The organism is Lactonifactor longoviformis, from assembly GCF_042848515.1.
GTDB classification, from domain to species: Bacteria; Bacillota; Clostridia; order Lachnospirales; family Lachnospiraceae; genus Lactonifactor; species Lactonifactor longoviformis.
In genome coordinates, this window is record NZ_AP031453.1 from 1,671,536 (window position 1) to 1,697,691 (window position 26,156).

Sequence of the window (26,156 nt, forward strand, 5' to 3'; positions counted from 1 at the left end):
TAACTTAGGAGGAAAAAATGAGCGAGATTAAGACCGGGGCAAGTAAACTAAAGAAAAATATGCCCACACTGATTATTTTGATTATATCCGGTGCTCTTATTTATGCACTGCCATATTTCAGAAGCTATTACTATGATTCATTTGTAAAGCTTTTCAACATTAATAATACACAGATGGGAGCTCTGGGCAGTGCCTTCGGTGCCACAAGCGTTGTTGCCTACTGCCTCGGCGGTTTTTGCGCAGACCGCTGGCCGGCTAAATACCTGATGACAATTTCTCTGGTAACTACAGGTGTCTGCGGATTTGTTCTGCTGCTTTACCCCCCGTATCCAGTGGTGTTCGCTATCCATCTGATTTGGGGTATTACATCCATCCTTACGTTCTGGAGCGCCCTTGTTAAGGCTATCCGTTCTCTGGCTAACTCTGACGAACAGGGAAAAGCATTTGGATTCTTTGAGGGTGGACGAGGCCTTGTCAATATGGTACAGTCTGCGCTGATCCTGGCGCTTTTCGGATATATGTCCAAGGCAGTTTCCGAGAAAGCAGCATTGTCTGCAGTTATTATTATTTATTCTGTCATCTGTATCTTACTGGGACTTCTGGTATTCTTTATGTTTAAAGAGCCGGAAAGAGAAGAAAGTGAAGGGGCGCCAACAAAACTGTTTGATATGAAGATCTTGAAGAGGGTAGCTAAGATGCCTACTACATGGCTTCAGATTTTGATTATCTTCTGCTCCTATGCTATGATCATCAGCTATTTCTATATTACACCATACGCGACCTCAGTATTCGGAACCTCAGCTGTTATTGCGGCTGCTCTGGGATATTTTTCACAGTACTGCCGTCCCATTGGATGTTTTGTATCCGGTATCTGTGCAGATAAATTTGGTTCATCCAAAATCTGTGCGATTTCATTTGTTATTATGCTGGTGGGTATTCTGGGCGTTATCTTTACACCTGGACAGCCATCTATGATCTGGATGCTTCTTATCTTTATTGCAACGATTTATGCTTCCATGTATGCCATTCAGTCTATGCATTTTGCTATCATGGAAGAGGGTGAGTACCCTCTGGAGATCACGGGAACCGCAACAGCTATTGTAACTCCTATCGGATACAGTGCAGAATTCTTTATGCCAATCATCGGCGGTATCTGTCTGGATCATTGGAACAATACGGCCCAGGGCTATAAGGTATTCTTTGGCATTTTGGCCGGACTTGCTGTTATCGGTCTCATTGCGAACTTTGCATGGATGGCCATTACGAAAGAGAAACGTATGGAAATTAAAGCCAGTAAAATGCAGTCGAAAAAGGCTTAAAAGTAATCTTTGAACTCTTAACAGAAGAAGGGTGTTGTGTAATTGCGCAGCATCCTTTTTTGCTATATAATGATTACAAATCAAATCCGGTTTTGGGGAGATAAAAGATGGAAAATAAGGACAGGCAAATTATGGATGTGGCTATGAAGGCGGGCAATATTCTGCTGGAAAGCGGAGCAGAGATTTTCCGTGTGGAGGAGACGATCAATAGGATTGCAAAGTATTACGGGGTGGAGGACAGCGACTCCTTTGTGCTCAGCAGCGGTATCTTTATCACTGCGGAGGGGAAGGAAAAGCAAATATATGCCAGAGTAAAACACATCCCTCTGAATGCAGTTCATCTGGAACGGGTAGCGGCTGTGAATCAGCTCTCAAGGGAGATTGAGGAGGGAAAGCACACGGTAGAACAGGCCAGAGAGAGACTGGAAGCTATTGAAGTGATGAAGGGTAAGAAAGATCTCGCGAGAATGCTTGCCTCCGGGTTAGGGGCGGGATGTTTCTGCTATGTGTTCGGAGGAGATTTTTTTGATGCGTTTACGGCCTTCCTGGCGGGATTCCTTTTGTATTGTTTTGTCGTATGGACAGAGAAAAATGGAAAAAATATGTCCAAAATTGTGGTTAATATTATGGGTGGTTTTTTGGCTACTATGTTTGCAGTGCTCTTATATAAATGTCATCTGGGCACAAACCTGGATTATATTATCATCGGTTCCATTATTCCTCTTCTTCCAGGGGTTTCCTTTACCAATGCGATTCGGGATTTGGCAGATGGGGATTATATTGCCGGAACGGTGAGAATGATAGACGCTCTTCTGGTTACGTTTGGGATTGCTTTGGGAGTAGGACTGATGTATACCATTTACTATAAAATGACAGGAGGTCCTATGCTATGATATTGGATTTCCTTCTTCAGTTTGTGGCAGCCGGCCTCGGTACGGTTGCGTTCTCGATATTGTTTTTTGTTCCTGCAAAATATTATCCCATCTGTGGAGTGATTGGCGGGTTCGGCTGGCTCATCTGTCTTACACTGAACCGGTATCTGGGCCTTGGGATTGAGGTTTCCAGCTTTGCCGCCACTGCGTTTGTAATTATGTGCTCCAGGATAGCCGCCACAAAGCAGAAGTGTCCGGCAACCTTGTTTCTGATTTCGGGTATTTTTCCTTTAGTTCCGGGAACGGGAATATATTGGACAGTATATTACATGATAATGGGAGAAATGGATAAATGCTCTCAGTATGGGCGTCAAACGCTTACGGTAGCAATTGCAATTGTTCTTGGGATAATCTTTGTGTTTGAGATTCCCAATAGTTTGATTCGTAAAATTTGCAGAAAATAACTAGGAAGAGACGAAAAAGAGGTTCTTCACTAATTCTATAATGAAATTAAAACGCATATTTTTACATATATGAAAATGTGCGTTTTAATTTTTCTAAAATGAATATCACAAATGTACAGAATCACCAATAAACGGCGTATTTACAAGGAAAAACGGAAAAAATCGTCAATAAAAAATGAAAAAATAATAAAAAATCGAAAAAAAGTATAAAATTTATTTGAAAAAATTCCGGAAAAATGTTATTATTTATAAAAAGAATCATGTGTGTGAAATTTGTAGGTAGAAAGTGAAAAAGGCAAAAGGAAAGGGGTGCGATTTATGGACGCATTAAAAGCCAGACAACAGAAGGCGTGTGAACTTCTCAGAGAGCAGGGATTTGACAAGGCAATCATCGGGGATCCTATGTCCATTAATTATCTTACAGGAATCAGCATTATTCCCTATGAGAGATACTATGGGCTGGTTATGGATGCCAATGCGGAGACGGTAACTATGGTAAATCCCAGTGTTGACACCGGCTGTATGAAGGGTACGGTGGAAGAGGTTACATATCTGGACAGTGATGGCCCGGCCGCTGCAATCAAGAAGGTAGTAGGAGACTGCAAAAAACTGGCAGTTGAGACTAAGTATTTTTCAATGGCAATTGGTGAGATTTTTCACAGCCTGGGCTGTGAAGTTGCGGATATCGGCACTTGCATTGCAAAACTTAGAATGTGCAAAGACGAGACAGAGATCGAAACAATGCAGTTTGCTGCTAAGATTGTAGATGAGGCAATTGCCTACGTATCTGACAAGATTAAACCTGGCATGACAGAAAAAGAATTAAATATGATGCTTTACTCTTATATGTCAACCTATCCAGGTTTTATTACAGATGAGTTTATCATTTTGGTACTGGGTGCTGATAATTCTGCGAACCCTCACGGGGTCAGCGGCGATTATGCGTTCAAGGATGGTGATATTATTCTCCTTGACTTCTGTGCTTATTATAAACACTATTGGTCAGATATTACCCGCTGCCTGTTCCTGGGGCATGTTGGAAATCCGAAACTGGCTGAAATCTATGATATTGTACTGAAAGCTAATCTGGCGGCAATCGCCAAAGTAAAACCGGGAGTAAAGGCCTGTGAGATCGACAAGGCGGCCAGAGATGTGATCACAGAAGCAGGTTACGGAGAACTTTTCCTTCACAGAACCGGACATGGACTGGGATTAAGTGTTCACGAAGAACCTAATATTTCCTCCGATAATCAGCTGGTGCTGGAAGAAGGAATGACATTCACTATTGAACCAGGCATCTATATTGAAGGTGTGGGCGGTGTGAGAATAGAAGATGATATTCTTGTTACAAAAGACGGATGCCACATATTTACATCCACTTCCAAAAAAATGGAAGATCACATTCTTAAATATTAAAAGTAAAAACAACTATTAGGAGGTAGTTATTTATGGCAGGTAAAAAAGAAGGAAAATTGATGAAGAATTTGCCAACCCTGATTATCTTAATCATATCCGGTGCGTTGGTATATGCGCTTCCCTACTTCAGAAGCTATTATTATGACACATTTATTAAATATTTTGACTTGACAAACACACAGATGGGAGCTTTGGGCAGTGCATACGGCGGATTTGCCATCATTGCTTATTTCCTTGGAGGCTTCTGTGCTGACCGCTGGCCGGCAAGAAAGCTGCTTACCTTATCTCTTATTGTAACCGGAGGTTTGGGATTTATTTTACTGTTATATCCACCTTATCCGGTTGTATTCCTGATTCACGCTGTATGGGGAATTACATCCATTCTTACATTCTGGAACGCACTGGTAAAGGCTCTTCGTTCTCTTGGAACATCAGATGAGCAGGGCCGTGTATTTGGTCTGTTTGAGGGTGGACGTGGTATCACGAATATGGTTCAGTCAGCACTGATCCTGGCACTGTTTGGTTATTTATCAGTTAAAATATCTGATAAAGCAGCGTTATCTTCTGTTATTGCTACATATTCTGTAATTAACGTATTGCTTGGTATCATGGTATTTACCATGTACAAAGAGCCTGAATTTAAGAGAGAGACAAAGGCTATTATCGACGTAAAGGCATTAAAGAAAGTATTATCACTGCCTACCACATGGCTTCAGTGTCTGATTATTTTCTGTTCCTATGCAATGTGCTGCAGCTATTTCTATATCACACCATATGCAACAGAAGTATTCGGTGCAACAGCGGTTATCGGTGCAGCAGTAGGTTACTTTTCACAGTACTGCCGTCCTATCGGATGCTTTGTATCCGGATTTGCAGCTGACAGAATCGGGTCCTCAAAGGTATGCGCCATTGCTTACATCATTATGATTGTGGGTATTGCAGGAGTTATCTTTACTCCAGGCCAGCCGTCACTGATTTGGATGCTTCTGATATTCATCGCTGCAATCTATGCTTCCATGTATGCCTGCCAGTCTATGCACTTTGCTATCATGGAAGAGGGAGAATATCCTCATGAAATCACAGGTACTGCAACCGCCATTATTACACCAATCGGATACAGCGTTGAGCTGTTTGCTCCAATGGTAGCTGGTCTCTGTCTGGATCACTGGGCTGGTGCACAGGGATATAAGGTATTCTTCGGAATTCTGCTTGCAGTTTCTGTAGTTGGTTTAATAGCTACATTTGCATGGATGAAGCTTACGAAAGTAAAACGTATGGAGATTCTTGCCTCGAAGAAGGCTGCATAGTGAGAGATTGATAGTTGGGAGCCGCTGCTTGTGCAGCGGCTCCTTTTTGGGAGTGCGCCCGGCGGCGCACGTTTCTAACCGGTGCAAGTCCGAAATCCGCCCGGTAGTGGGAAGGATATAGCCGAAGGCAAGGGTGTCCATCGTGAGGTGGAATCTGAAGGAAGCTGGATATGGAAGGAAAGGGACAGTGCACAGCCGGAAGTTTTGGAGAAGATACTGGAGAAGGGCAACCTCAAAAGAGCTTTTAAGAGAGTAAGGGCAAACAAGGGAGCGCCAGGAATCGACGGGATTACCGTGGAGGAAATAGGCGCATACCTGAGGGAGAACCAGAAAGAGCTTATCGAGAGAATCAGAAGGGGAAAGTACACCCCGGACCCGGTAAGACGAGTGGAGATACCCAAGCCAGACGTTGGAATACGGAAGCTTGGCATTCCAACCGTAAAAGACCGCATTTTTCAGCAGGCTATAACACAGTGCCTGACACCGATATACGAGCCGTTGTTCACGGAGAACAGTTACGGATATCGCCCGGGAAGACGTGGGAAAGACGCCATTGAGAAGGTAAAAGAGTACGCAGAGCAGGGATATACCCATGCGGTAGCATTAGGCTTGTGGAAATACTTCGACACTCTGAACCATGAGATACTTGTGAATATCCTGCGCAGAAATGTGAAGGACGAAAGGGTAATCCAGTGGAAGAAACCGAAAACCAAGGTGAAGAACCTGCGGAAAATGGGAGTACCGGAAGATTTGGCAAGGCAGGCAGGAAACAGCCGGAGAGGTCATTGGTTTACGACCCATACGGTAGCGGTGAATCTGGCGATGACAAAAGAAAGACTGATAAGCAGCGGCTTTTATGATTTAGCCGCCGCCTATCAGTCGGTGCACGTCAACTGTTGAAACCGCCGTGTACCGAACGGTACGCATGGTGGTGTGAGAGGACGGCGGTTAATCACCGCTTCCTACTCGATTTTTAGAGAACAAGGGGACGGTGAGAGAAGTTTACAGGTACAAGCGGTTCTGTTTATAATAACGTGAAAAAGACGATACTAAAAGTACCGTCTTTTTCGTGATTTTCAAGGAATTAAACTTTGGCAAGTTAAGCTACTAATTCTTTTGCTTTCTGAGCTGCAGAAGCTGCGTCTGCTGTGTAAGCGTCAGCGCCGATTTCATCTGCGAATTCCTGTGTAATAGGAGCTCCGCCAACCATAATCTTGATATTGCTTCTGAAATCCTGCTCATTTAAAGCTTTTACTGTATCTCTAAGAGCTGGCATGGTTGTTGTTAAGAGTGCGGAAAGTCCTACTAAATTAACATCAGGATTTTCTTTTACTGCTTCGATGAATTTTTCGATTGGTACGTCAACGCCTAAATCGATAACTTCAAAGCCGGCACTTTCAATCATCATACCAACTAAGTTTTTGCCGATATCATGTAAGTCGCCTGCAACTGTTCCGAGGATCATTTTGCCTGCTGTTCCTGTATCGCCTGCGCTTAAGTGTGGTTTTAACACCTCAACACCTTTTTTCATAGCACGTGCTGCAACTAACATTTCAGGAACGAAAATTTCGTTGTTTTTGAATTTCTCACCAACGATACCCATTGCATCGATCATACCGGAGTTTAAGATCTCTAATGGTTCACATCCTGCGTCTAATGCTTCCTGAACTAAACCACCAACTAATTTTGCTTTTCCTGCACATACTGCATCCGCAACTGCTTGAATCTGTGACATATTAATATCCTCCTTATTAATAAATTATATAAATTTAATAGTGTCCTGTATTATTTTTTGGGAGCTGGTCCGATTAATCCTTCACGGAAAGCTCCGATGTATTCCAGACAGTACTCATCATTCTGTAACAGAGCGTCTGTAGCATAGATCATACCTAACATATCACGGTTGGTCGGGTCTACGATGGCACTGTCCATACCTGCGTTCATAGCTAATACCATGAATGCCTGATTGATGTTCTTACGGGCCGGAAGTCCGAAAGAAATGTTGGAAAGACCACTTGTAATGTGGATATCCGGATATTCTGCCTTGATCTGACGGCAGCACTCTGCAAAGGTTGTGAGGGCTTCTTCGTCAGTGGAAAGGGTTACTACCAATGGGTCAATATGTAAACGAGATGGTGCTATTCCATATTCTTTTGCCTTCTCCATGACATTGTGGAATACTTCCATTCTGCGCTCTACAGAATTAGGAATTCCTTTGTCATCACAGAGGAGAGCGACGCATTCCCATTTTGTGTCCGCAATCACTGGGAAGATTACGTCAATCTTGTCCCCTTCCATGGAAACAGAGTTTATTAAACCTGGTTTCTTACAGAAAGGAATCGCCGCTACACATGAATGAGGGCTTGGACTATCAATACAGATAGGCACATCGGTTACTTCCTGAATTAAATCGATCATCCAGTGGAGAGTTTCAACTTCGATGCTTTCCTCAACGGATGCGCAGCAGTCAATATAAGTCGCATTGGCGTCTGCTTGAATTTGGGCTCTGTGCTTGATGAATTCAGCATCTTTTTCCGCAATTGCTTTTGCTACTGGCGGAATAGAACCATTGATTTTCTCGCCGATTATAATCATTATATGGCACCTCCTAATGCACGTATGTTTTTCTACATGTCCATTCTACCAAAAATTGCTTGATAGGAAAATACCACAATGTATTGGCAAATTTTGAATCTTTTCATACAATGTGTAGGAAGAGAAGAAAGTGCCGATTTTATAAGAAAAATTACGCTTGGGACAAAGAAAATTGTAAAAAAAGAGAATGCCTTCCCCGGCATTCTCTGCATTTTTGTACATATAGAAGTAAGCGTACTTACTGGATAACAGTTCCTGTTTTGCCCAGAAAACCGTCTTTCGCCTTTGTGATGGACGTGATAACAGCCCTTCGGCCCTGTCCCTTTTCCAGGAAGGAGACGGCAGCCTCAAACTTAGGCAGCATGGTACTGGGTTCAAAATGACCCTCTTCCATATATTTTTTTGCCTGCTCCAAAGAAATACTGCCAATCAGTTCTTCGGAATCGGACTGATAATTCAGAGCAACCTTCTCCACACTTGTCAGAATAAGGAGTTGATCCGCCTCCAGGAGCTCAGCAAGCTTTCCGCTGGACAGATCCTTTTCAATAACAGCACTGGCACCGTGTAGCTCCACCCCTTGTTCCAGAACGGGAATTCCGCCCCCGCCGCAGGCGATTACAATCTGTCCTTTATCCAGGAGGGCCTTAATAGAATCAAGCTCAATAATTTCCTGAGGCTTTGGTGCGGCTACGATTCTCCGGTATCCTTCTTTTTCTTTTATAACATAATTGCCTTTTGCCTCTTCAGCCTCAGCCTCCTCCTCTGTGAGATAACGGCCAATGATCTTCGTGGGTTCATGGAAAGCGTCATCGTAGGGATCTACCTTTACCTGTGTTAAAACCGTACATACCGGTTTATAGATTCCCCGTTTTAGCAGCTCGGCACGGATGGAGTTCTGGATATCATATCCGATATAGCCCTGGCTCATGGCAGAGCATACGGACATGGGAGCAAAGGTATAATCCGGATGTACTTTTCCGAATTCATTCATGGCAGTATGGATCATACCTACCTGAGGCGCATTGCTGTGGGAGATAACCACCTGAGCGCCGCACTCGACGAGATCGGCGATTGCTTTCGCAGTCTCCTTTGTTGCCTGCTTCTGCTCAGGAAGAGTAGTGCCCAGTGCCCTGTGTCCCAGAGCAACTACAACTATTGTTTTTTTCATATAATATACCTCTCTTAATGGTGTAATATTCTATGTCCCATTATAGTGTGAAAAATAGGAAAAAGCAAGAAAAAACCCGATACGCGAGTACCGGGCTTTTCCAACTTGAGGGGGGAGATAGTGAGTGGTTTATCAACTATCCGAGATTCATTATATAGACAAAATGTGATAAAAGTATGTACAAATTATAAATAATATGGAAACTATCTTAAGAAAAGCGGAAAAGAATCCTAAGGAAAGGAAAAGCAAAGGTATGCCTGATTGAAAATTATGGGTTCATGTGGTATTCTGTTACTTAGAATTTCTTATATTATATAGAATACCCAGGGACAGTTCTTTGGGCATGTCCTGTGAGCGGGCAGGTGGTATCTCCTGCATAATAAAGAATAAGATAAAAGGTATGGAGGATTGCACATGAAATTATCTTCGTTATTAGAACAAATAGAATATACCTGTTGCCAGGGGACAACAGATATACAGGTAGAGGATGTGGTCTTTGATTCCAGAAAAGTGGTCGAAGGCTCTCTTTTTGTATGCATCAGGGGGGCTGTGTCAGACGGACACAGATTTGTACCTGATGTAGTAGAGAGGGGGGCATCGGTTCTTATCGTGGAAGAAGAGGTGTCTGTGCCGGACCACGTAACGGTTATTCGGGTGGAGGATACCAGATATGCTCTGGCATGCATTTCAGCAGCTTATTTCGATCATCCTGCCCAAAAGCTTAAGACTATTGGGATCACTGGCACAAAGGGCAAAACAACCACCACATATATGGTAAAGTCTATTTTGGAAAACGCCGGATATAAGGTGGGACTTATAGGCACCATAGAAGCTATTATTGGGGACAGAGTTATTCCAGCAGCCAACACTACCCCGGAGTCTTATGTGATACAGAAGTATTTTTCCATGATGGTGGAGGCGGGATGCGACTGCGTTGTGATGGAGGTTTCCTCTCAGGGGCTGATGCTTCACCGGACAGCGGGATTTACCTTTGATTACGGAATCTTTACCAATATTGAGCCGGATCATATAGGACCAAATGAGCATACAAGTTTTGAACATTATCTCCAGTGCAAAGCTATGCTGCTCAGACAGTGCCGGGTAGGCATTGTTAATGCAGATGATGAACATCTGGAACAAATTATTAAGGACGCTACCTGCAGGCTGGAGACCTTTGGCTTTGGCGGCAATGCAGATCTCAGAGCGGTTAATGCCCATATGGTTGCCCGTCCAGGGTATCTTGGCATCAGCTATGATGTGAAAGGACTGCTGGAGTTCCCTGTGGAGATTGATATACCGGGAAAGTTCAGTATCTATAATTCTCTTACGGCAATTGCAATCTGCCGGCATTTTCAGGTATCAGAGGAAAATATTAAAAAGGCGCTGAAGTCAGCGAAGGTAAAAGGCAGGGTGGAAATGGTCAAAGTGTCTGATGATTTTACACTGATGATAGACTATGCCCATAATGCTATGAGCCTGGAGAGTCTTTTAGATACCCTGCGGGAATATCATCCGCACCGTCTTGTCTGTGTGTTCGGATGCGGAGGAAATCGGTCCAGGATGCGCAGGTACGAGATGGGGGAGGTTTCCGGAAGACTGGCAGATCTTACGATTATTACTTCAGATAATCCCAGAAATGAGGACCCTCAGGCAATTATGGACGATATTGTGACCGGAATCCAAAAAACAGACGGAAAGCATATAGAGATCGCTGACAGAAAGGAAGCAATCGCCTATGCGATTCATCACGGCGAGCCTGGAGATATTATAGTATTGGCCGGAAAAGGGCATGAAGATTACCAGGAGATTAACGGAAAAAAATATCCAATGGATGAGAGGGTTCTGATCGCTGATATTCTGGCAGGAAACTAATAAAATGAACGAATGGTATGCAGATATAATTGTAGATATTTCTCAGGAAAAGTTGGATCGTACTTTTCAGTATAAGATACCGGAGGCTCTCAGAGAAGACATCTGCATCGGCATGCAGGTTAGGGTTCCTTTTGGGAAAGGTAACCGGGAGATTACAGGGTATGTAACAGGCATCTCCGTGGACGCGCGGTATGACACCGAAAAAATGAAAGAAATTCTGGGCCCTGAATCCGGGGGAATTACGGTGGAGTCTAAACTGATAGCGCTGGCGGCATGGATTCGTGAGCAGTATGGTTCAACTATGAATCAGGCATTGAAAACAGTTCTTCCTGTGAAAAAAAAGATGAAGGCAAAGGAGAAAAAAAGGTTAAGGCTTGTTTTGCCCCCCAAAGAGGCAGAGGAGTTGCTTATAGAATTAGAAAGAAAAAAATATGCGGCCAGAGCCAGGCTGCTGTCAGCAATTCTGGAAAATGGAGATATGGATTATGAATTTGCGATAAAAGCACTTCATGTTTCTCCGGCCGCTGTCAGGAAAATGATAGAAAATGGCGCAGTAGCCGAGGAAGTGTCAACCGTGTACCGGAATCCTCTGGGGCCAGTGGAGGGAAATGAGGAACAGATTTCTTTAACCGAGGAGCAGAGGACAGCAGCGGCACGGATTGCTGAGGAATGGGCTTCAGAGGTTCCAAGGCCCTGTCTGCTTCACGGAATTACGGGAAGCGGAAAAACGCTGATCTATATGGAGATGATTCAGAGAATTCTGGAGGAGGGAAGGGAAATCATTGTTCTGATTCCAGAAATTGCCCTCACTTATCAGACGGTACGACGGTTTTACCTTCGGTTTGGAGAACGCGTTTCTGTGATTAACTCCAGAATGTCCCAGGGAGAGCGGTTTGACCAGTTTGAAAGGGCAAGAGAGGGGAAGATACAGATCATGGTGGGTCCCCGTTCCGCCTTGTTTACACCATTCCAGAAGCTGGGGCTGATTATTATAGACGAGGAACACGAATCCTCCTATATCAGCGAAAGCACTCCCAGATACCATGCCAGGGATGTGGCCATAGAGAGGGCCCGAATGGAAGGGGCATATGTCCTTATGGGGTCCGCTACTCCCTCCGTAGATTCCTATTATAAAGGGCAGCAGGGAATCTATCATATGGTTTCCCTGTCTTCCCGTTTTGCGGGAAGCAGCCTTCCGATGGTATATACTGTAGATTTGCGGGAAGAATTAAAAACAGGAAATCGATCTATTATAAGTAAATTGCTCCGGGATAAGATCCAGGAGCGCCTGGATAACCGGGAGCAGATTATGCTGTTTCTCAATCGGCGGGGCTACTCCGGGTTTGTGGCCTGCCGGTCCTGCGGCTTCGTAGTAAAATGTCCCCACTGTGATGTGTCGCTGTCTATTCACAGCCATGGGAGGCTGGTATGCCATTACTGCGGATATGAGACGCCAAGTCTCTCCGGATGTCCTGAATGCGGTTCTCCCTATATTGGAGGATTCCGTGCAGGGACCCAGCAGATAGAAGAGATTGTAAAGAAGATGTTCCCCAGGGCAAGGATTTTGAGAATGGATCTGGATACTACCAAGGGAAAGAATGGACATGAGACAATTCTTGCCGCTTTTGCCAATAAAGAAGCCGATATTCTGGTGGGAACCCAGATGATAGTAAAAGGCCATGATTTTCCGAAAGTGACTCTGGTAGGCGTTCTCGCCGCAGATATGTCTTTATTTGCAGAGAATTACAGAGCCAGTGAGAGGACCTTTCAGCTGCTGACGCAGGCAGTGGGGAGAGCCGGAAGGGGAAAAAATCCAGGGGAAGCTGTGATTCAGACGTATCACCCGGAACACTACAGCATTCAGGCGTCTGTACATCAGGACTATGAAGAATTTTACAGGGAAGAAATCTCATACAGACTGCTCATGGGATACCCTCCCGCAGCCTCAATGCTCGCCATACGGGGCGCCTGCAGGGATGAGTCGCTTTTACAGCAGGGAATGCATTATATAGGAAAGTATATTCAAAAGATTTATCCAAAGAGTGAGCTGCAGCTGATAGGGCCGGCACCGGAGAATATTTCCAAAGTAAATGATATGTATCGTATGGTACTTTATCTGAAGCACGGGGAGAATGAACGGCTGATATGGATAAAAAACCAGCTGGAGCGTTATATCAGAATAAATAAAGGATTTGACAAGATTACGGTTCAATTTGATTTTAATGTATAAACTATAAATATAGTAAGGAGAGGACAGGTATGGCGTTAAGAAAGATAAGAGTGCAGGGAGATCCTATTTTGAACAAAAAGTGCAGACCGGTGGAGGAGATGACACCAAAGATTCAAGAATTGATAGACGATATGTTTGATACCATGTATGAGGAAATGGGTGTGGGGCTTGCGGCACCTCAGGTAGGTGTCCTGAAAAGAATTGTTGTCATTGATACAGACGGCAGCCCCAGGGCTTATATCAATCCGGAGATTCTGGAGACGTCAGGGGAACAGACAGGGGATGAGGGGTGCTTAAGTGTGCCCGGCATGGCCGGACAGGTTACAAGACCAGACTGGGTGAAAGTGAAAGCCTTAGATGAAAATATGGAAGAATTTATTCTGGAAGGCACCGATCTGCTGGCAAGAGCTATCTGTCATGAGCTGGATCATCTGGACGGCAAACTTTATACAGACCTGGTGGAAGGTGATCTCCACAGTACTAATGCGGAATACGAGGAGGAAGAAGAATGAGAATCGTCTTTATGGGAACCCCGGATTTTGCGGTAGGCACACTGGAGGCTCTGATAGAAGCCGGCCATGACATTGCCGGTGTAGTGACCCAGCCGGACAAACCAAAAGGAAGAGGGAAGAACCTTATGGCCCCGCCGGTAAAGCAGGCTGCTATTGCCCGGGGACTGGCTGTGTATCAGCCTAAAAAAGTCAGAGACCCGGAATTTATCCAGATTTTAAGAAAACTGGAACCTCAGATAATTGTGGTAGTTGCCTTTGGCCAGATTATACCTCAGGAGATACTGGAGCTTGCCCCCTTTGGTTGCATCAATGTCCATGGCTCTCTCCTTCCCAAATACAGAGGTGCGGCTCCTATCCAATGGGCTGTCATCGACGGAGAGAAAGAGTCCGGGGTAACAATTATGAAAATGGATGCGGGTTTGGATACCGGCGATATGATTTCCAAGGAAATTGTGCCTCTGGAGGACAAGGAAACCGGCGGAAGTCTCTTTGACAAACTGGCCAAAGCTGGCGCCAGGCTGTGTGTGCAGACTCTGCCGTCTATTGAAAATGAGACAGCAGTCTACGAGAAGCAGCCGGAAGAAAGTCCGACGGCATATGCCAGTATGATAGATAAAAAAATGGGATGTATCCAATGGGAAGAAAAGGCAAAGACCATAGAACAGCTGATCCGGGGGCTGAATCCGTGGCCTAGTGCCTATACGTATCTTCAGGGGAAAACCCTGAAAATATGGGAGGCAGATGTGCTTTCTGAGGAATCCGGGAAAGAGCCGGGTGAAGTGGTACGTACAGATAAAACAGGGCTTTATATCCAGACAGGAGATAAGGTCTTGTGTGTGAAAGAACTGCAGCTGGAAGGAAAGAAAAGAATGGAAGCAGGAGCGTTTCTGAGGGGATATGAGATCCCTGAGGGAACGAGATTGAAAGACAGCAAGGAGTGATGGTATGCCATTTGGGACAGGATATTATTGGGGCTTTGATCCTACGTATTTACTGATTATTATTGGACTTCTTATCTGTGTATGGGCATCGGCGAGTATGAACAGCACATTTGGCCGGTACAGCAGGATAGAGAACCGCAGCAGAATCACAGGAGCGGAAGCAGCACAGAGAATACTGCAGTATGCGGGGATTCATGACGTGCATATTGAGCGGACCGGGGGAAACCTTACCGATCACTATGATCCCAGAACAAAAGTACTGCGGCTGTCGGGAAGCGTATACGGCAGCACATCTGTGGCTGCTGTCTGTGTAGCCGCCCATGAATGCGGACATGCGGTACAGCATAACAGACAGTATCTTCCTTTGACGGTCAGGGGCGCTATTGTTCCTGTGGCAAATCTGGGCTCAGCCCTGTCCTGGCCGTTATTCTTTGCCGGTCTGATCTTTTCCGTACCATCATTGCTGACATTGGGGATTGTATTATTTACAGCAGCAGTGGCATTTCAGCTGGTGACCCTTCCGGTGGAGACCAATGCCTCCAGAAGGGCCCTTGCAATGCTGCAGGAAACAGGAATTTTAAGAGAAGAGGAGTTAAGAGGCGGCAGAAAAGTTCTGAAGGCTGCAGCGCTGACATATGTAGCAGCACTCGCATCCTCCATATTACAGCTGCTGCGTTTGCTGATACTCGCAGGAGGAACAAGAAGGGATGATTAATAGTATTAATACCAGGGAACTGATCCTGGGAATCTTACTGCAAGTGAACAAAGAGGGGGAATACAGCCATATTGCAATCCGCAATACTCTGGGGAAATACCAGTATCTGTCAAAGCAGGACCGGTCTTTTATTACCAGAGTGTGTGAGGGAACTTTGGAATATCGGCTTAAAATAGATTATATCATTAATCAGTTTTCCAATGTCAAGGTGAATAAAATGAAGCCTGTCATCAGGGAGATACTCAGAAGCGGGGTCTATCAGCTGCTCTATATGGACAGCATTCCCGATTCCGCAGTATGCAACGAAGCTGTAAAGCTTGCCCAGAAAAAAGGATTTTACAGTCTGAAGGGGTTTGTGAACGGGGTACTTCGTACTATAGCCAGGGAGCGGGGGAAGCTTGCTTTTCCTCCAAAGGAGCACCACGTAGAATATCTCTCAGTTACCTACTCCATGCCGGTATGGCTGGTAGTCCGATGGCTGGATCAGCTGGGCTTTGAGACCACAGAAACTATACTGAAGGCATTTTTACAAGAACGTCCCACGGCCGTGCGCTGCCAGGAATATCTTAATTCTACGGAAGACACCATAGCCAGCCTGAGAAGCCAGGGGGTTAAAGTGGAGAAGGCTCCTTATATAAAAACCGCTTACTATATCTCTGAATATGATTATCTGCCGGCCCTTCATGCGTTTACCATGGGCAGAATACAGGTACAGGATGTCAGCTCTATGCTGGTAGGGGAGATAGCAGCCCCCAGCCCAGGGGACAGAATTCTGGATCTGTGTGCAGCCCCCGGCGGAAAGAGTCTCCATGTGGCAGATAAGATGAAGGGACAGGGCCATGTGGAAGCCAGGGATGTGAGCGAGTACAAAGTACAGTTGATGGAAGAAAATTTTCGCCGTGCAGATGCTGTAAATATAGAAGCTGTCTGCAGGGACGCATGCGTTTATGAGGAGGAGACTGCCGGCAGTGCAGACATAGTCTTGGCGGATGTCCCCTGCTCCGGACTGGGAGTCATCGGGAGAAAGACAGATATAAAATATAAGATGACACCTGAGAAGCAGGAACAGATCATCAAGCTTCAGAGGAAGATACTGGAAAATGCTGCTGCCTATGTCCGGCCGGGGGGAATCCTGATTTATAGTACCTGTACGATCGCAAGGGAGGAAAACCAGGACAACATACATTGGTTTGTCAATCATTATCCCTTTCAGCCGGAATCTCTGGATCCCTACTTATGTGAAGAGCTACATAGTGAGACTACCGGACAGGGATATCTTCAGCTGCTGCCCGGGGTTCATGAGAGTGATGGGTTCTTTATAGCCAGATTGAGAAGGGTGTAGGAGATGGAAGGATTAGATATTAAATCATTGACAGCTGAGGAACTGCAGAATGTAATGGCAGAACTTGGGGAAAAGCCTTTTCGGGGAAAGCAGCTGTACCAGTGGCTGCATGTAAAACTGGCGGACAGTTATGAAAGCATGACAAACCTGCCTCAGCATCTGAGACAGAGACTGGAGGAAGAATATCCATATACTTGTCTGAAACCCGTGGAAGTTCAAACATCAAAACAGGACGGAACACAGAAATACTTGTTTGCCCTTGGGGATGGAAATGTGATTGAGAGTGTGCTGATGAAGTATAAGCACGGAAATTCTGTCTGCATATCCTCTCAGGCGGGCTGCCGGATGGGCTGCCGGTTTTGTGCCTCAGGCATAGGAGGGCTGACCAGAAATCTGCTGCCGTCAGAGATGCTGGATCAGATTTACCAGATTCAGAAGTTATCCAAAGAACGTGTGTCTAATGTGGTTGTGATGGGAACAGGAGAGCCCCTGGATAATTATGACAACCTGGTGCGGTTTATCCGCATGCTCAGCGATGAAAAAGGGCTGAATATCAGCCAGAGAAATATTACAGTATCTACCTGCGGAATCGTACCCAGGATCCGGCAGCTGGCTGAAGAAAAACTTCAGATTACATTGGCTATTTCTCTTCATGCCTCCAATCAGGAAAAGCGGAGGGAGCTGATGCCTGTAGCCAATAAGTATGAACTTGGAGAATTGATGGATGCATGCAGAAGTTACTTTGAGAAATCAGGCCGCCGCCTGACCTTTGAGTACAGTTTGGTAGGAGGAAAAAACGACACGCCGGAAGACGCGGCAGAGCTTGCTGCACTCCTGAAAGGGCTGAATTGCCATGTGAATCTGATACCGGTAAATCCTGTCAAGGAGCGGGATTTCGTGCAGTCCGATAAAAAAGTTATAGTTAATTTTCAAAATAAACTTGAAAAATGCGGAATTAATGTTACTATTAGAAGAGAAATGGGCCGGGATATTGATGGAGCCTGTGGACAATTACGAAAGAAATATATCTTGATAGATAAGAAAGAAAGAGAGACGCAAGGATGAAAGTTTATTCTGTGACAGATGTAGGACAGAAGAGAAAAGTGAATCAGGACTATGTCTTTGCATCAGAGCAGGCTGTCGGTAACCTGCCCAATCTTTTTGTTGTTGCGGACGGGATGGGCGGACATAATGCGGGTGATTTTGCATCAAGTTTTGCCGTTCAGGTTTTGCTTGATACCGTCAAGGCAGATGCGGAGTATAATCCCATAAAGATTATTCGTAAGGCAATCGAAAATGCGAATCTTAAATTGCTGGAGCAGGCAGCTAAAAACGAGGGAATGTCCGGCATGGGTACAACTATGGTTGCGGTAACAGTAGTCGACCATTATGCTTATGTGGCAAATGTGGGTGACAGCCGTCTGTATGTCATGGATGACGGAATCCGTCAGATTACAAAGGACCACTCCCTGGTAGAGGAAATGGTGCGCATGGGTGAGATCAGCAGAGAGGATGCCAGAAATCACCCGGATAAGAATATAATAACAAGGGCGTTAGGGGCAAAAGAGGAAGTGGATATTGATTTTTTTGATATCAAGCTGCATCCGGACAGCATTATTTTGCTGTGTTCCGACGGCCTTACTAATATGGTAACAGATGATGTAATTGCGCAGATTGTAAAAGAAGCTCCCTCGCTGGAGACAGCAGGACAAAGTCTGATTCGTTTGGCGAATGAAAATGGTGGAAAGGACAATATTGCGGTGGTACTAGTAAAACCAGGTACAAAAGAGGTGGAAGTATGTTAAATGTGGGAATGATTATTGGAGAAAGATATGAGATTGCCGGCAGAATCGGATCCGGCGGTATGGCAGATGTATACAAGGCGAAAGATCATAAACTGAACCGCTTTGTAGCTGTAAAAGTATTAAAGGCTGAATTCCGGGAGGATATGACATTTATCCGGAAATTTCAGACAGAAGCCCAGGCGGCGGCAGGGCTGGCACATCCGAATATAGTAAATGTGTTTGATGTAGGGGAGGATAACGGCGTTTACTATATTGTTATGGAGCTTGTTGAAGGTATAACGCTGAAAGAGTACATCTCCAAGAAGGGTAAATTAAGTGTAAAAGAGGCAACCAGTATCGCTATTCAGGTATCTATGGGACTTGAAGCGGCGCACAACCATAACATTGTTCACAGAGATGTGAAGCCTCAGAATATTATTATTTCAACAGACGGAAAAGTAAAGGTAACGGACTTCGGGATCGCAAGGGCTGCATCCTCTAACACGATCAGTTCAAATGTTATGGGGTCTGTGCATTACAGCTCCCCGGAGCAGGTGCGGGGGGGATACAGTGACTCAAAAAGTGATATCTATTCCCTGGGCGTTACTATCTATGAGATGGTAACCGGAAAAGTACCGTTTGACGGAGATACTACAGTGGCGATTGCCATTAAGCATCTGCAGGAAGAAATCGTTCCTCCTTCAGAGTATAACTCTCAGCTGCCCCACAGCCTGGAGCAGATAATTCTCAAGTGTACGCAGAAAAGTGTTGACCGGCGCTACAACAGTATGGCTGAGGTAATTGCAGATTTGAAGCATTCACTGATAGACCCGGACGGGGACTTTGTGAATCTGGTTCCCCTCAGCAATCACGCGCAGACCGTGGTGATTTCCGGGGATGAGCTGAATGAGATTAAGAAGAACCGCTATGGTGACACCCAGCCCTCCTATCCCCCACAGGATGAGGAGTACGATGAGTATGAGGAGGATGAAGACGGTGATGATTACGACGATGACTACGACGACGGCAGAAAAGGCGGCATTAATACCCGCCTGGAGAAAGCTCTTACCATAGGCGGACTGATTGTCGGTGCCATCATTATCTGTATTTTAATCTATCTTATCGGTCAGGCAGCAGGGATTTTTACCTTCGGTTCGAAAAATAAAGAAAATAACAAACCAAAGGTTGAGGATACCTCAGACAAGAATGATGAGGATGCACAGGTTGAGGTTCCAAAACTGGTGGGAAAGACAGTGGAGGAAGCCCAGAAACTGGCTTCAGACAACTCTCTGGGAATTAAGAAGGCCGGCGAAGAGGCTTCTACGGAATATGAAGCAGGTGTGATTATAAAGCAGGAGATTGAGGCCGGTACAAAAGTTGATAAGAACACTATGATAAAATATACGGTAAGTACGGGCAGCGATGAGATTCGTGTGGCTGATGTTGTGGGAGAAACGCAGACAGATGCGGAAGCTACGCTCCAGGACCAGGGCTTTGAGACCAAGGTGGAGAAGGAGAAAAGTGATTCCGTGGATATCGGCAAGGTGATTTCCACAGACCCGGGAGCCGGAGAAAGTGCCAAAAAGGGCGACACCATTACCGTAAAAGTTAGCATCGGAAAGGGCGATAAATCAGTGAAGGTGCCCAATGTAGTGGGGCAGAAAGAGGCAGATGCCAAGGAAGCGCTGAATGAACTGGGGCTTGACGTGGTAGTGGAAAGCGGTACCAGCAGCAGTGTGGACATCGGGGATGTCATGAAGCAGGATATCTCTGCGGGCCGTTCTGTGGAAGCCGGGACTACAATTACCATTACAGTAAACACCGGAAACAGTTCCGATAATGACTCTGATACCGATAAAAAGGATGACAACACCAGCACGAACACATCCGCCAGCGGAACATGGAAATGCGTTGGGCAGCAGATAGCTTCACCTCCGGGATACAAAGGCGGTGAGATTAAGATGGACCTGGCTCAGGAAGTGGATGGCGAGATTCAGGCAAAAACGATCCTTACGGATGAAAAGTTAAAGTTCCCGTATTCCTTAAAGAATGTTGAGGGTGAGCCGGGAGTTACAACTGGTACTATATATGTCTATGAGAAAGTAGATGGTGAGTACACGATGCTGGGGGCATATAAAAATCTGAAGTTTGAACAGGTAGATTAATACATGCAGGGAAAGATAGTGAAAGGAATTGCCGGATTCTACTACATTCATGTAGCAGAATCCGGGATTTACGAATGCAAGGCAAAGGGAATATTCCGAAAAGAAAAGAAAAAGCCGCTGGTAGGCGACGATGTAATCATAGAGGTCCTTGATGAGGAGAACAGAGTAGGTAATCTGGTGGAGATACTTCCCAGAAGAAATGAACTGATACGGCCAGCCGTTGCCAATGTTGATCAGGCAATGGTGATATTTGCCGCCCAGGAGCCGAAACCGAACTTCTCATTGCTGGACCGCTTTTTGATTTCCATGGAAAAGCAGGGCATCCCCACAAAAATCTGCATCAACAAGAAGGACCTGGTTACAGGGGAGGAACTGGAGCTGCTTATCAGTGAATATAAGAAGTGCGGATATGAGGTTTTCACCACCAGTGCGGAGCAGGAAGAGGGGGTGGAGCAGATGAGTGCGCTTCTGAAAGGAAAGACTACGGTGGTGGCCGGACCTTCGGGGGTGGGGAAATCTTCTCTGACCAATCTTGTTCAGCATGGGGTTGAGATGGAGACAGGAGCTATCAGCCAGAAGCTGGGACGGGGAAAGCATACCACCCGGCACTCGCAGCTGATACAGATAGACGAGGGCACTTACATCATGGATACCCCCGGATTCAGTTCACTCTATGTTGCGGACATGGAAAAGGAAGAACTGAAGGACTATTTTATAGAGTTTGCTCCCTATGAGGGGGCCTGCCGGTTCCAGGGGTGTTCTCATACCCATGAACCGGGATGTGCAGTAAAAGAAGCCCTGGATAAGGGGGAACTCAGCAGAATCCGCTATGCGAATTATGTAGAATTTTATGAGGAACTAAAAGACAAGAGGAGGTATTGAGGTATGAAATATGAGTTATCACCATCTATATTAGCTGCAGACTTTAACCGTCTGGGAGAGCAGATTAAGAAAGTAGAGGAGGCAGGAACCAGATGGCTTCATTTTGATGTTATGGACGGGATCTTTGTGCCCAGCATTTCCTTCGGCATGCCTGTCTTGGCCTCACTGAAAAAAGAAACCTCTTTATTTATGGACGTGCATCTGATGATTTCAGATCCGGGAAGATATGTAGATACGTTTATGAATAATGGGGCTGATATGCTTACCGTCCATGCGGAGGCGTGCACCCACCTGGACCGCACCATAGCGCAGATCAAGGAGGCCGGATGCAGGGCCGGGGTGGCTTTGAACCCGGCAACTCCTGTCTCGGTGCTGGAGCATGTGCTGGATACAGTGGATATGGTGCTGATTATGACTGTGAATCCCGGATTCGGGGGACAGAAGTACATACCATACTGCACCCGTAAAGTTGCTGTGTTGAGAAATGAGTTTGACAGAAGAGGACTGGATACGGATATTCAGGTTGACGGGGGGATTACCACCGATACATTGCCTGAAGTTCTCAAAGCGGGTGCAAATATTTTTGTAGCAGGCTCTGCTGTTTTTAAAGGAGATATTACAAAGAATGCAAAAGAGCTGCTGGAACTTATGGAGCATGAGGCCTGAATATGAAGACGTTGATGATTAGCGGCGGCTCTCTGGATGAGAAGTTTGCCCTGAACTTTATTGCAGAGATGAGGCCGGATTATATACTGGGCATTGACAGGGGGCTGAATTTCTGCTATCAGCATGAGATACTTCCTTCCTATATAATGGGAGATTTTGACAGCATTGATTCCCGAGTGATGGAGTATTACATGAATAACCCCGGGATTCCAGTGGAGCGGTTTCAGCCGGAAAAGGATGCCACAGACACACAGATAGGAATTGAAAAGGCAATTGAATTAAAAAGTACAGGCATATGGATCCTGGGGGCAACAGGCGGGCGTATGGATCATTTCTGGGGAAATGTACAGTGCCTGGCGTTGGCCCACCAGGCCGGTATACCGGCAGTCATTGTGGATCCCCAGAATTATATTACGCTTCTGGGGAAAGAGACCATGCTGGAGAAATCCAGACAATTTGGAACCTATGTTTCCTTTTTTCCTCTGGGGGATGCGGTAGAGGGACTGACATTGGAGGGATTCAAATATCCCCTGACTGACCATTATCTGAAAAACAGCGATGGTCTGGGGGTAAGCAACGAGATTGCAGAGGATACAGCGATCGTAAAATACCGACAGGGAATGCTGCTTATGATGATGTCGAAGGATAGAGAAGCATAAAGGGCCGATGCGAAAATTGTCGATAAAAAAATGAGAAATGTCGAGTGATAGGGTGGGTCAAGGTCTTGATTCGCCTTATTATGTGTGTTAGAATTTACCATAAGCAATAAAAAGCGGCTGCTTATAACATAGAAGAAAAGAGGATTTAACATATGAAATTAGGAATTGTAGGACTTCCCAATGTGGGGAAGAGTACCTTATTTAATTCCCTGACCAAAGCAGGGGCGGAGTCTGCTAATTATCCGTTCTGCACCATTGATCCCAATGTGGGAGTAGTACCGGTGCCGGATGAGCGTCTGCAGCTTTTGGGTGATTTTTATCATTCTAAAAAAGTGACTCCGGCAGTCATAGAGTTTGTTGATATTGCAGGACTTGTAAAGGGAGCTTCCAAAGGGGAGGGATTGGGAAACCAGTTTCTGGCAAATATCCGGGAGGTTGATGCCATTGTTCATGTAGTACGCTGCTTTGAAGACAGCAATGTGGTCCATGTTGACGGGAGTATAGATCCTCTCAGAGATATAGAAACGATCAATCTGGAACTGATCTTTTCAGATATTGAAATATTGGAGAGGCGGATTGCCAAAACATCAAAATCTGCCAGAAACGATAAAGAGGCAGCCAAAGAGCTGGAACTTCTTCAAAAACTGAAAGCCCATCTGGAAGATGGGAAGCCTGCCTCTGTCTTTGCGTGCGGGACGGAAGACGAAGAAGAGTATATAGCTAATTATAACCTTCTGACAGGTAAGCCAGTGATCTATGCGGCTAATGTAGCGGAAGAGGATCTGGCAGACGACGGGTCTTCCAACAGTCTGGTTGAAAAAGTCAGGGAGTACGCAGGGGAACAGGGCAGCGAGGTCTTTGTGATCTGTGCGCAGATCGAACAGGAGATTGCGGAGCTTGACGAAGAAGAGAAAAAAATGTTTTTGGAGGATTTGGGTATTAAGCAATCCGGCCTGGAAAAGTTAATACAGGCAAGCTATCGGCTGTTGGGACTTATCAGTTATCTGACATCGGGAGAAGATGAGACCAGAGCATGGACAATCAAAGTAGGTACAAAGGCGCCACAGGCGGCCGGAAAAATCCACACGGATTTTGAGAGAGGATTTATTAAGGCAGAGGTGGTGAACTTTCAGGATCTTCTGGACTGTGGTTCTTATGCAGGGGCCAGGGAAAAAGGGCTGGTGCGTATGGAAGGAAAGGACTACGTGGTAAAGGACGGAGATGTGATTTTATTCCGATTTAATGTATAAGAACTGAAAAAAAAGAGACTACTACTATGTAGATAATCAAACTTGGGAGATAGGCAAATATGGCATGTGGGGACTCTGGTTATCCTGAACGGGAAAATGATGGATAAATACAAAGGAGATTGATGCATATGACAAGATTGGAACGATTGAGACACGAGATAGAAGCTGCGAGACAGGCCATGGATGAAAAGATAGGGAATAATTTCAAGCTGGAAGAAGTTTACAGAGACAGTGTTAAACTGGATGTACTAATTGAGGAGTATATGGCAGAGGCAGAGGCGTCGGCATAATATAGTAGGCGCTTTCAGTGCTCTCTACCAGATATAGTAAAATAGAAAAAAGCAGGACATTTCATCTGATTTGCAGGTGATTTGTCCTGCTTTTTTTCTGTGAAAGATTTATGAAAAAACATATGTTCCCCTTGTTTTTTAGGGGTGATTAGTATAAAATGGGTACATAAGTGGTAGAAAGTGGTGAAAAGTGGTGGCAAGTGGATGATAGGTGGCAGAGCATTCACAGGTTGCCGCGGGAAGTGCAAAGGGGAGACTTGCAGTTCCACGAAAGAAGGTGACATTCATGTTCATGGGAGAGTATAGTCATACAATCGACGCGAAGGGGCGATTGATCATTCCGTCAAAATTCAGAGAACAATTAGGGGAAGAGTTCATTTTGACGAAAGGTTTAGATGGTTGTCTGTCTATATTTCCACAGGATGAATGGAAAGTTTTCGAGGAAAAATTAAAAGCCTTACCACTTACGAATAAAAATGCAAGAACCTTCTCACGTTTCTTTGTCTCCAGTGCTACTTCATGCGAATTGGACAAGCAGGGGAGAATTCTCGTTCCATCTACACTGCGGGAATTCGCTGGTCTGGAAAAGGATGTTGTGCTGACTGGAAATATTACCAGAATAGAAATATGGAGCAAAGAGAAGTGGATAGAAAACAGCAGTTTTGATGACATGGATGCCATTGCAGAAGGGATGCAGGACATGGGAATTGTCATCTGACGGCTGTAAAACGGACACAGGAGATTAGAATGGAATTTAAACATCAATCTGTATTACTGGAGGAGACCATTACAGGCTTACGGGTAAAGCCGGATGGTATTTATGTGGACGGTACACTGGGAGGAGGCGGTCATGCCTTAGAGGTATGTAAGTTGTTATCTGCCAAGGGGAGACTGATAGGCATAGATCAAGACGATGCTGCAATCATGGCTGCGGGTGAACGTTTAGGGGATTACCAAGATCAGGTGACGCTCATTCGCAGCAATTATTGCAATATGAAAGCAGAGCTTGGCAAGTTGGGAATCTCATCTGTGGATGGGATTATATTAGATTTAGGGGTTTCATCCTATCAATTAGACACTGCGGAAAGGGGATTTACCTACAGGGAAGATGCCCCTTTGGATATGCGTATGGACCAAAGAGGGGACCGTACGGCAAGGGATATTGTTAATACTTACAGAGAAAACGAACTGTATCGGATTATACGCGATTACGGTGAAGATAAATTTGCAAAAAACATTGCAAAACATATTGTCCTGGCAAGGGAGGAGCATCCCATCGAGACGACTGGGGAGTTGATCGAGGTGATTAAAAGAGCGATTCCTATGAAAATAAGGGCAGTAGGCGGACACCCGGCTAAGAAGACGTTTCAGGCAATTCGGATTGAGCTGAACCATGAACTGGATGTATTGAGAGATTCGCTGGATGATATGATTGATATGCTGAACGACGAGGGGCGTATCTGCATCATCACCTTTCATTCACTGGAAGACAGGATTGTTAAAACCATCTTCAGGAAAAATGAGAATCCCTGTACGTGTCCCAGTAATTTCCCGGTATGTGTATGCGGGAAAAAGCCCAAGGGAAGAATTATCACGAAAAAGCCAATAGTACCAGGGGAGGAGGAGCTGGCACGGAACAGCCGTGCAAAAAGCTCCAAGCTAAGGGTTTTTGAACGGCGTCTTACGTAAGCCAAAGTAAGGAGTAAA

25 protein-coding genes are annotated in these 26,156 nt (G+C 45.3%); 22 read left to right on the top strand and 3 right to left on the bottom strand.

Annotation, left to right across the window (positions count from 1 at the left end; all coding sequences use genetic code 11):
- Positions 1-17: 17 nt before the first annotated feature.
- From ACGHCT_RS07755 to ACGHCT_RS07780, 6 genes are all read left to right on the top strand, one after another.
- Complete coding sequence (locus ACGHCT_RS07755; RefSeq protein WP_072848300.1) at positions 18-1,319, top strand: nitrate/nitrite transporter; 1,302 nt, start codon at positions 18-20, stop codon at positions 1,317-1,319.
- 107 nt (positions 1,320-1,426) lie between these two features.
- Positions 1,427-2,212 (top strand): threonine/serine exporter family protein, encoded by a 786-nt coding sequence (locus ACGHCT_RS07760; RefSeq protein WP_072848298.1) that lies wholly within the window; start codon positions 1,427-1,429, stop codon positions 2,210-2,212.
- Complete coding sequence (locus ACGHCT_RS07765) at positions 2,209-2,655, top strand: threonine/serine exporter family protein (protein WP_154256400.1); 447 nt, start codon at positions 2,209-2,211, stop codon at positions 2,653-2,655. Before ACGHCT_RS07760 ends, ACGHCT_RS07765 begins: the two co-directional genes overlap by 4 nt.
- 318 nt (positions 2,656-2,973) lie before the next feature.
- Entirely contained in the window at positions 2,974-4,071 is a 1,098-nt protein-coding gene (locus tag ACGHCT_RS07770) for a Xaa-Pro peptidase family protein (RefSeq protein WP_072848295.1), read from the top strand.
- Between the two features lie 32 nt (positions 4,072-4,103).
- The gene (locus ACGHCT_RS07775) at positions 4,104-5,378 is read left to right on the top strand and encodes a nitrate/nitrite transporter (RefSeq protein ID WP_072848293.1); all 1,275 of its coding nucleotides are present in this window, start codon (positions 4,104-4,106) and stop codon (positions 5,376-5,378) included.
- Between the two features lie 147 nt (positions 5,379-5,525).
- On the top strand, positions 5,526-6,278 hold the full coding sequence (locus ACGHCT_RS07780; RefSeq protein ID WP_390439341.1) for a reverse transcriptase domain-containing protein: 753 nt from the start codon (positions 5,526-5,528) through the stop codon (positions 6,276-6,278).
- A 199-nt stretch (positions 6,279-6,477) separates the two neighbouring features.
- Here the strand turns inward: ACGHCT_RS07780 and ACGHCT_RS07785 are convergent, their stop codons facing one another.
- The 3 genes from ACGHCT_RS07785 to arcC all read right to left on the bottom strand — a co-directional run bounded on the left by ACGHCT_RS07785 (position 6,478) and on the right by arcC (position 9,141).
- Positions 6,478-7,113 carry a corrinoid protein gene (locus ACGHCT_RS07785; RefSeq protein WP_072848292.1) on the bottom strand — a complete coding sequence of 212 codons (636 nt, stop codon included), beginning with the start codon at positions 7,111-7,113 and terminating at the stop codon, positions 6,478-6,480.
- Between the two features lie 50 nt (positions 7,114-7,163).
- Entirely contained in the window at positions 7,164-7,973 is an 810-nt protein-coding gene (locus ACGHCT_RS07790) for a methyltetrahydrofolate cobalamin methyltransferase (RefSeq protein ID WP_072848291.1), read from the bottom strand.
- 238 nt (positions 7,974-8,211) lie between these two features.
- Complete coding sequence (gene arcC / locus ACGHCT_RS07795) at positions 8,212-9,141, bottom strand: carbamate kinase (protein WP_072848290.1); 930 nt, start codon at positions 9,139-9,141, stop codon at positions 8,212-8,214.
- A gap of 414 nt (positions 9,142-9,555) precedes the next feature.
- On the opposite strand from arcC, the gene ACGHCT_RS07800 reads away from it, so the two are divergent.
- From ACGHCT_RS07800 to rsmH, 16 genes are all read left to right on the top strand, one after another.
- Positions 9,556-11,013, top strand: coding sequence for a UDP-N-acetylmuramoyl-L-alanyl-D-glutamate--2,6-diaminopimelate ligase (locus ACGHCT_RS07800; protein ID WP_072848289.1), 1,458 nt, complete (start codon positions 9,556-9,558; stop codon positions 11,011-11,013).
- A 4-nt stretch (positions 11,014-11,017) separates the two neighbouring features.
- Complete coding sequence (gene priA, locus ACGHCT_RS07805; RefSeq protein WP_390439345.1) at positions 11,018-13,243, top strand: primosomal protein N'; 2,226 nt, start codon at positions 11,018-11,020, stop codon at positions 13,241-13,243.
- 29 nt (positions 13,244-13,272) lie between these two features.
- Entirely contained in the window at positions 13,273-13,755 is a 483-nt protein-coding gene (gene def / locus ACGHCT_RS07810; protein WP_072848287.1) for a peptide deformylase, read from the top strand.
- Entirely contained in the window at positions 13,752-14,696 is a 945-nt protein-coding gene (gene fmt, locus ACGHCT_RS07815; RefSeq protein WP_072848286.1) for a methionyl-tRNA formyltransferase, read from the top strand. The genes def and fmt overlap by 4 nt, the downstream gene beginning before the upstream one ends.
- A gap of 4 nt (positions 14,697-14,700) precedes the next feature.
- Positions 14,701-15,411 (top strand): zinc metallopeptidase, encoded by a 711-nt coding sequence (locus ACGHCT_RS07820; protein WP_072848285.1) that lies wholly within the window; start codon positions 14,701-14,703, stop codon positions 15,409-15,411.
- On the top strand, positions 15,404-16,753 hold the full coding sequence (gene rsmB / locus ACGHCT_RS07825; RefSeq protein WP_072848284.1) for a 16S rRNA (cytosine(967)-C(5))-methyltransferase RsmB: 1,350 nt from the start codon (positions 15,404-15,406) through the stop codon (positions 16,751-16,753). The genes ACGHCT_RS07820 and rsmB overlap by 8 nt, the downstream gene beginning before the upstream one ends.
- Positions 16,754-16,756: 3 nt before the next feature.
- Positions 16,757-17,818 (top strand): 23S rRNA (adenine(2503)-C(2))-methyltransferase RlmN, encoded by a 1,062-nt coding sequence (gene rlmN / locus ACGHCT_RS07830; protein WP_072848283.1) that lies wholly within the window; start codon positions 16,757-16,759, stop codon positions 17,816-17,818.
- A complete protein-coding gene (locus ACGHCT_RS07835) occupies positions 17,815-18,558 on the top strand; it encodes a Stp1/IreP family PP2C-type Ser/Thr phosphatase (RefSeq protein ID WP_072848282.1) in 744 nt (247 codons plus the stop codon). The genes rlmN and ACGHCT_RS07835 overlap by 4 nt, the downstream gene beginning before the upstream one ends.
- A complete protein-coding gene (gene pknB / locus ACGHCT_RS07840) occupies positions 18,552-20,702 on the top strand; it encodes a Stk1 family PASTA domain-containing Ser/Thr kinase (RefSeq protein ID WP_072848281.1) in 2,151 nt (716 codons plus the stop codon). The genes ACGHCT_RS07835 and pknB overlap by 7 nt, the downstream gene beginning before the upstream one ends.
- Positions 20,703-20,705: 3 nt before the next feature.
- Entirely contained in the window at positions 20,706-21,584 is an 879-nt protein-coding gene (gene rsgA / locus ACGHCT_RS07845; protein ID WP_072848280.1) for a ribosome small subunit-dependent GTPase A, read from the top strand.
- Positions 21,585-21,587: 3 nt separating this feature from the next.
- Positions 21,588-22,250, top strand: coding sequence for a ribulose-phosphate 3-epimerase (gene rpe, locus ACGHCT_RS07850; protein ID WP_390439346.1), 663 nt, complete (start codon positions 21,588-21,590; stop codon positions 22,248-22,250).
- Between the two features lie 2 nt (positions 22,251-22,252).
- Positions 22,253-22,909 (top strand): thiamine diphosphokinase, encoded by a 657-nt coding sequence (locus ACGHCT_RS07855; RefSeq protein ID WP_084067532.1) that lies wholly within the window; start codon positions 22,253-22,255, stop codon positions 22,907-22,909.
- Positions 22,910-23,061: 152 nt separating this feature from the next.
- On the top strand, positions 23,062-24,159 hold the full coding sequence (gene ychF / locus ACGHCT_RS07860; RefSeq protein WP_072848277.1) for a redox-regulated ATPase YchF: 1,098 nt from the start codon (positions 23,062-23,064) through the stop codon (positions 24,157-24,159).
- Between the two features lie 128 nt (positions 24,160-24,287).
- Entirely contained in the window at positions 24,288-24,449 is a 162-nt protein-coding gene (locus ACGHCT_RS07865; protein WP_158640960.1) for an aspartyl-phosphate phosphatase Spo0E family protein, read from the top strand.
- 286 nt (positions 24,450-24,735) lie between these two features.
- Positions 24,736-25,167 carry a division/cell wall cluster transcriptional repressor MraZ gene (gene mraZ, locus ACGHCT_RS07870; RefSeq protein ID WP_072848275.1) on the top strand — a complete coding sequence of 144 codons (432 nt, stop codon included), beginning with the start codon at positions 24,736-24,738 and terminating at the stop codon, positions 25,165-25,167.
- Positions 25,168-25,196: 29 nt separating this feature from the next.
- Positions 25,197-26,138, top strand: coding sequence for a 16S rRNA (cytosine(1402)-N(4))-methyltransferase RsmH (rsmH, locus tag ACGHCT_RS07875; RefSeq protein WP_072848274.1), 942 nt, complete (start codon positions 25,197-25,199; stop codon positions 26,136-26,138).
- The last annotated feature ends 18 nt before the right edge of the window (positions 26,139-26,156 follow it).

Coding starts and splice junctions, on each gene's coding strand:
- ACGHCT_RS07755 (WP_072848300.1), top strand. CDS start 18: ATGAGCGAGATTAAGACCGGGGCAAGTAAACTAAAGAAAAATATGCCC.
- ACGHCT_RS07760 (WP_072848298.1), top strand. CDS start 1,427: ATGGAAAATAAGGACAGGCAAATTATGGATGTGGCTATGAAGGCGGGC.
- ACGHCT_RS07765 (WP_154256400.1), top strand. CDS start 2,209: ATGATATTGGATTTCCTTCTTCAGTTTGTGGCAGCCGGCCTCGGTACG.
- ACGHCT_RS07770 (WP_072848295.1), top strand. CDS start 2,974: ATGGACGCATTAAAAGCCAGACAACAGAAGGCGTGTGAACTTCTCAGA.
- ACGHCT_RS07775 (WP_072848293.1), top strand. CDS start 4,104: ATGGCAGGTAAAAAAGAAGGAAAATTGATGAAGAATTTGCCAACCCTG.
- ACGHCT_RS07785 (WP_072848292.1), bottom strand. CDS start 7,113: ATGTCACAGATTCAAGCAGTTGCGGATGCAGTATGTGCAGGAAAAGCA.
- ACGHCT_RS07790 (WP_072848291.1), bottom strand. CDS start 7,973: ATGATTATAATCGGCGAGAAAATCAATGGTTCTATTCCGCCAGTAGCA.
- arcC (WP_072848290.1), bottom strand. CDS start 9,141: ATGAAAAAAACAATAGTTGTAGTTGCTCTGGGACACAGGGCACTGGGC.
- ACGHCT_RS07800 (WP_072848289.1), top strand. CDS start 9,556: ATGAAATTATCTTCGTTATTAGAACAAATAGAATATACCTGTTGCCAG.
- priA (WP_390439345.1), top strand. CDS start 11,018: ATGAACGAATGGTATGCAGATATAATTGTAGATATTTCTCAGGAAAAG.
- def (WP_072848287.1), top strand. CDS start 13,273: ATGGCGTTAAGAAAGATAAGAGTGCAGGGAGATCCTATTTTGAACAAA.
- fmt (WP_072848286.1), top strand. CDS start 13,752: ATGAGAATCGTCTTTATGGGAACCCCGGATTTTGCGGTAGGCACACTG.
- ACGHCT_RS07820 (WP_072848285.1), top strand. CDS start 14,701: ATGCCATTTGGGACAGGATATTATTGGGGCTTTGATCCTACGTATTTA.
- rsmB (WP_072848284.1), top strand. CDS start 15,404: ATGATTAATAGTATTAATACCAGGGAACTGATCCTGGGAATCTTACTG.
- rlmN (WP_072848283.1), top strand. CDS start 16,757: ATGGAAGGATTAGATATTAAATCATTGACAGCTGAGGAACTGCAGAAT.
- ACGHCT_RS07835 (WP_072848282.1), top strand. CDS start 17,815: ATGAAAGTTTATTCTGTGACAGATGTAGGACAGAAGAGAAAAGTGAAT.
- pknB (WP_072848281.1), top strand. CDS start 18,552: ATGTTAAATGTGGGAATGATTATTGGAGAAAGATATGAGATTGCCGGC.
- rsgA (WP_072848280.1), top strand. CDS start 20,706: ATGCAGGGAAAGATAGTGAAAGGAATTGCCGGATTCTACTACATTCAT.
- rpe (WP_390439346.1), top strand. CDS start 21,588: ATGAAATATGAGTTATCACCATCTATATTAGCTGCAGACTTTAACCGT.
- ACGHCT_RS07855 (WP_084067532.1), top strand. CDS start 22,253: ATGAAGACGTTGATGATTAGCGGCGGCTCTCTGGATGAGAAGTTTGCC.
- ychF (WP_072848277.1), top strand. CDS start 23,062: ATGAAATTAGGAATTGTAGGACTTCCCAATGTGGGGAAGAGTACCTTA.
- ACGHCT_RS07865 (WP_158640960.1), top strand. CDS start 24,288: ATGACAAGATTGGAACGATTGAGACACGAGATAGAAGCTGCGAGACAG.
- mraZ (WP_072848275.1), top strand. CDS start 24,736: ATGTTCATGGGAGAGTATAGTCATACAATCGACGCGAAGGGGCGATTG.
- rsmH (WP_072848274.1), top strand. CDS start 25,197: ATGGAATTTAAACATCAATCTGTATTACTGGAGGAGACCATTACAGGC.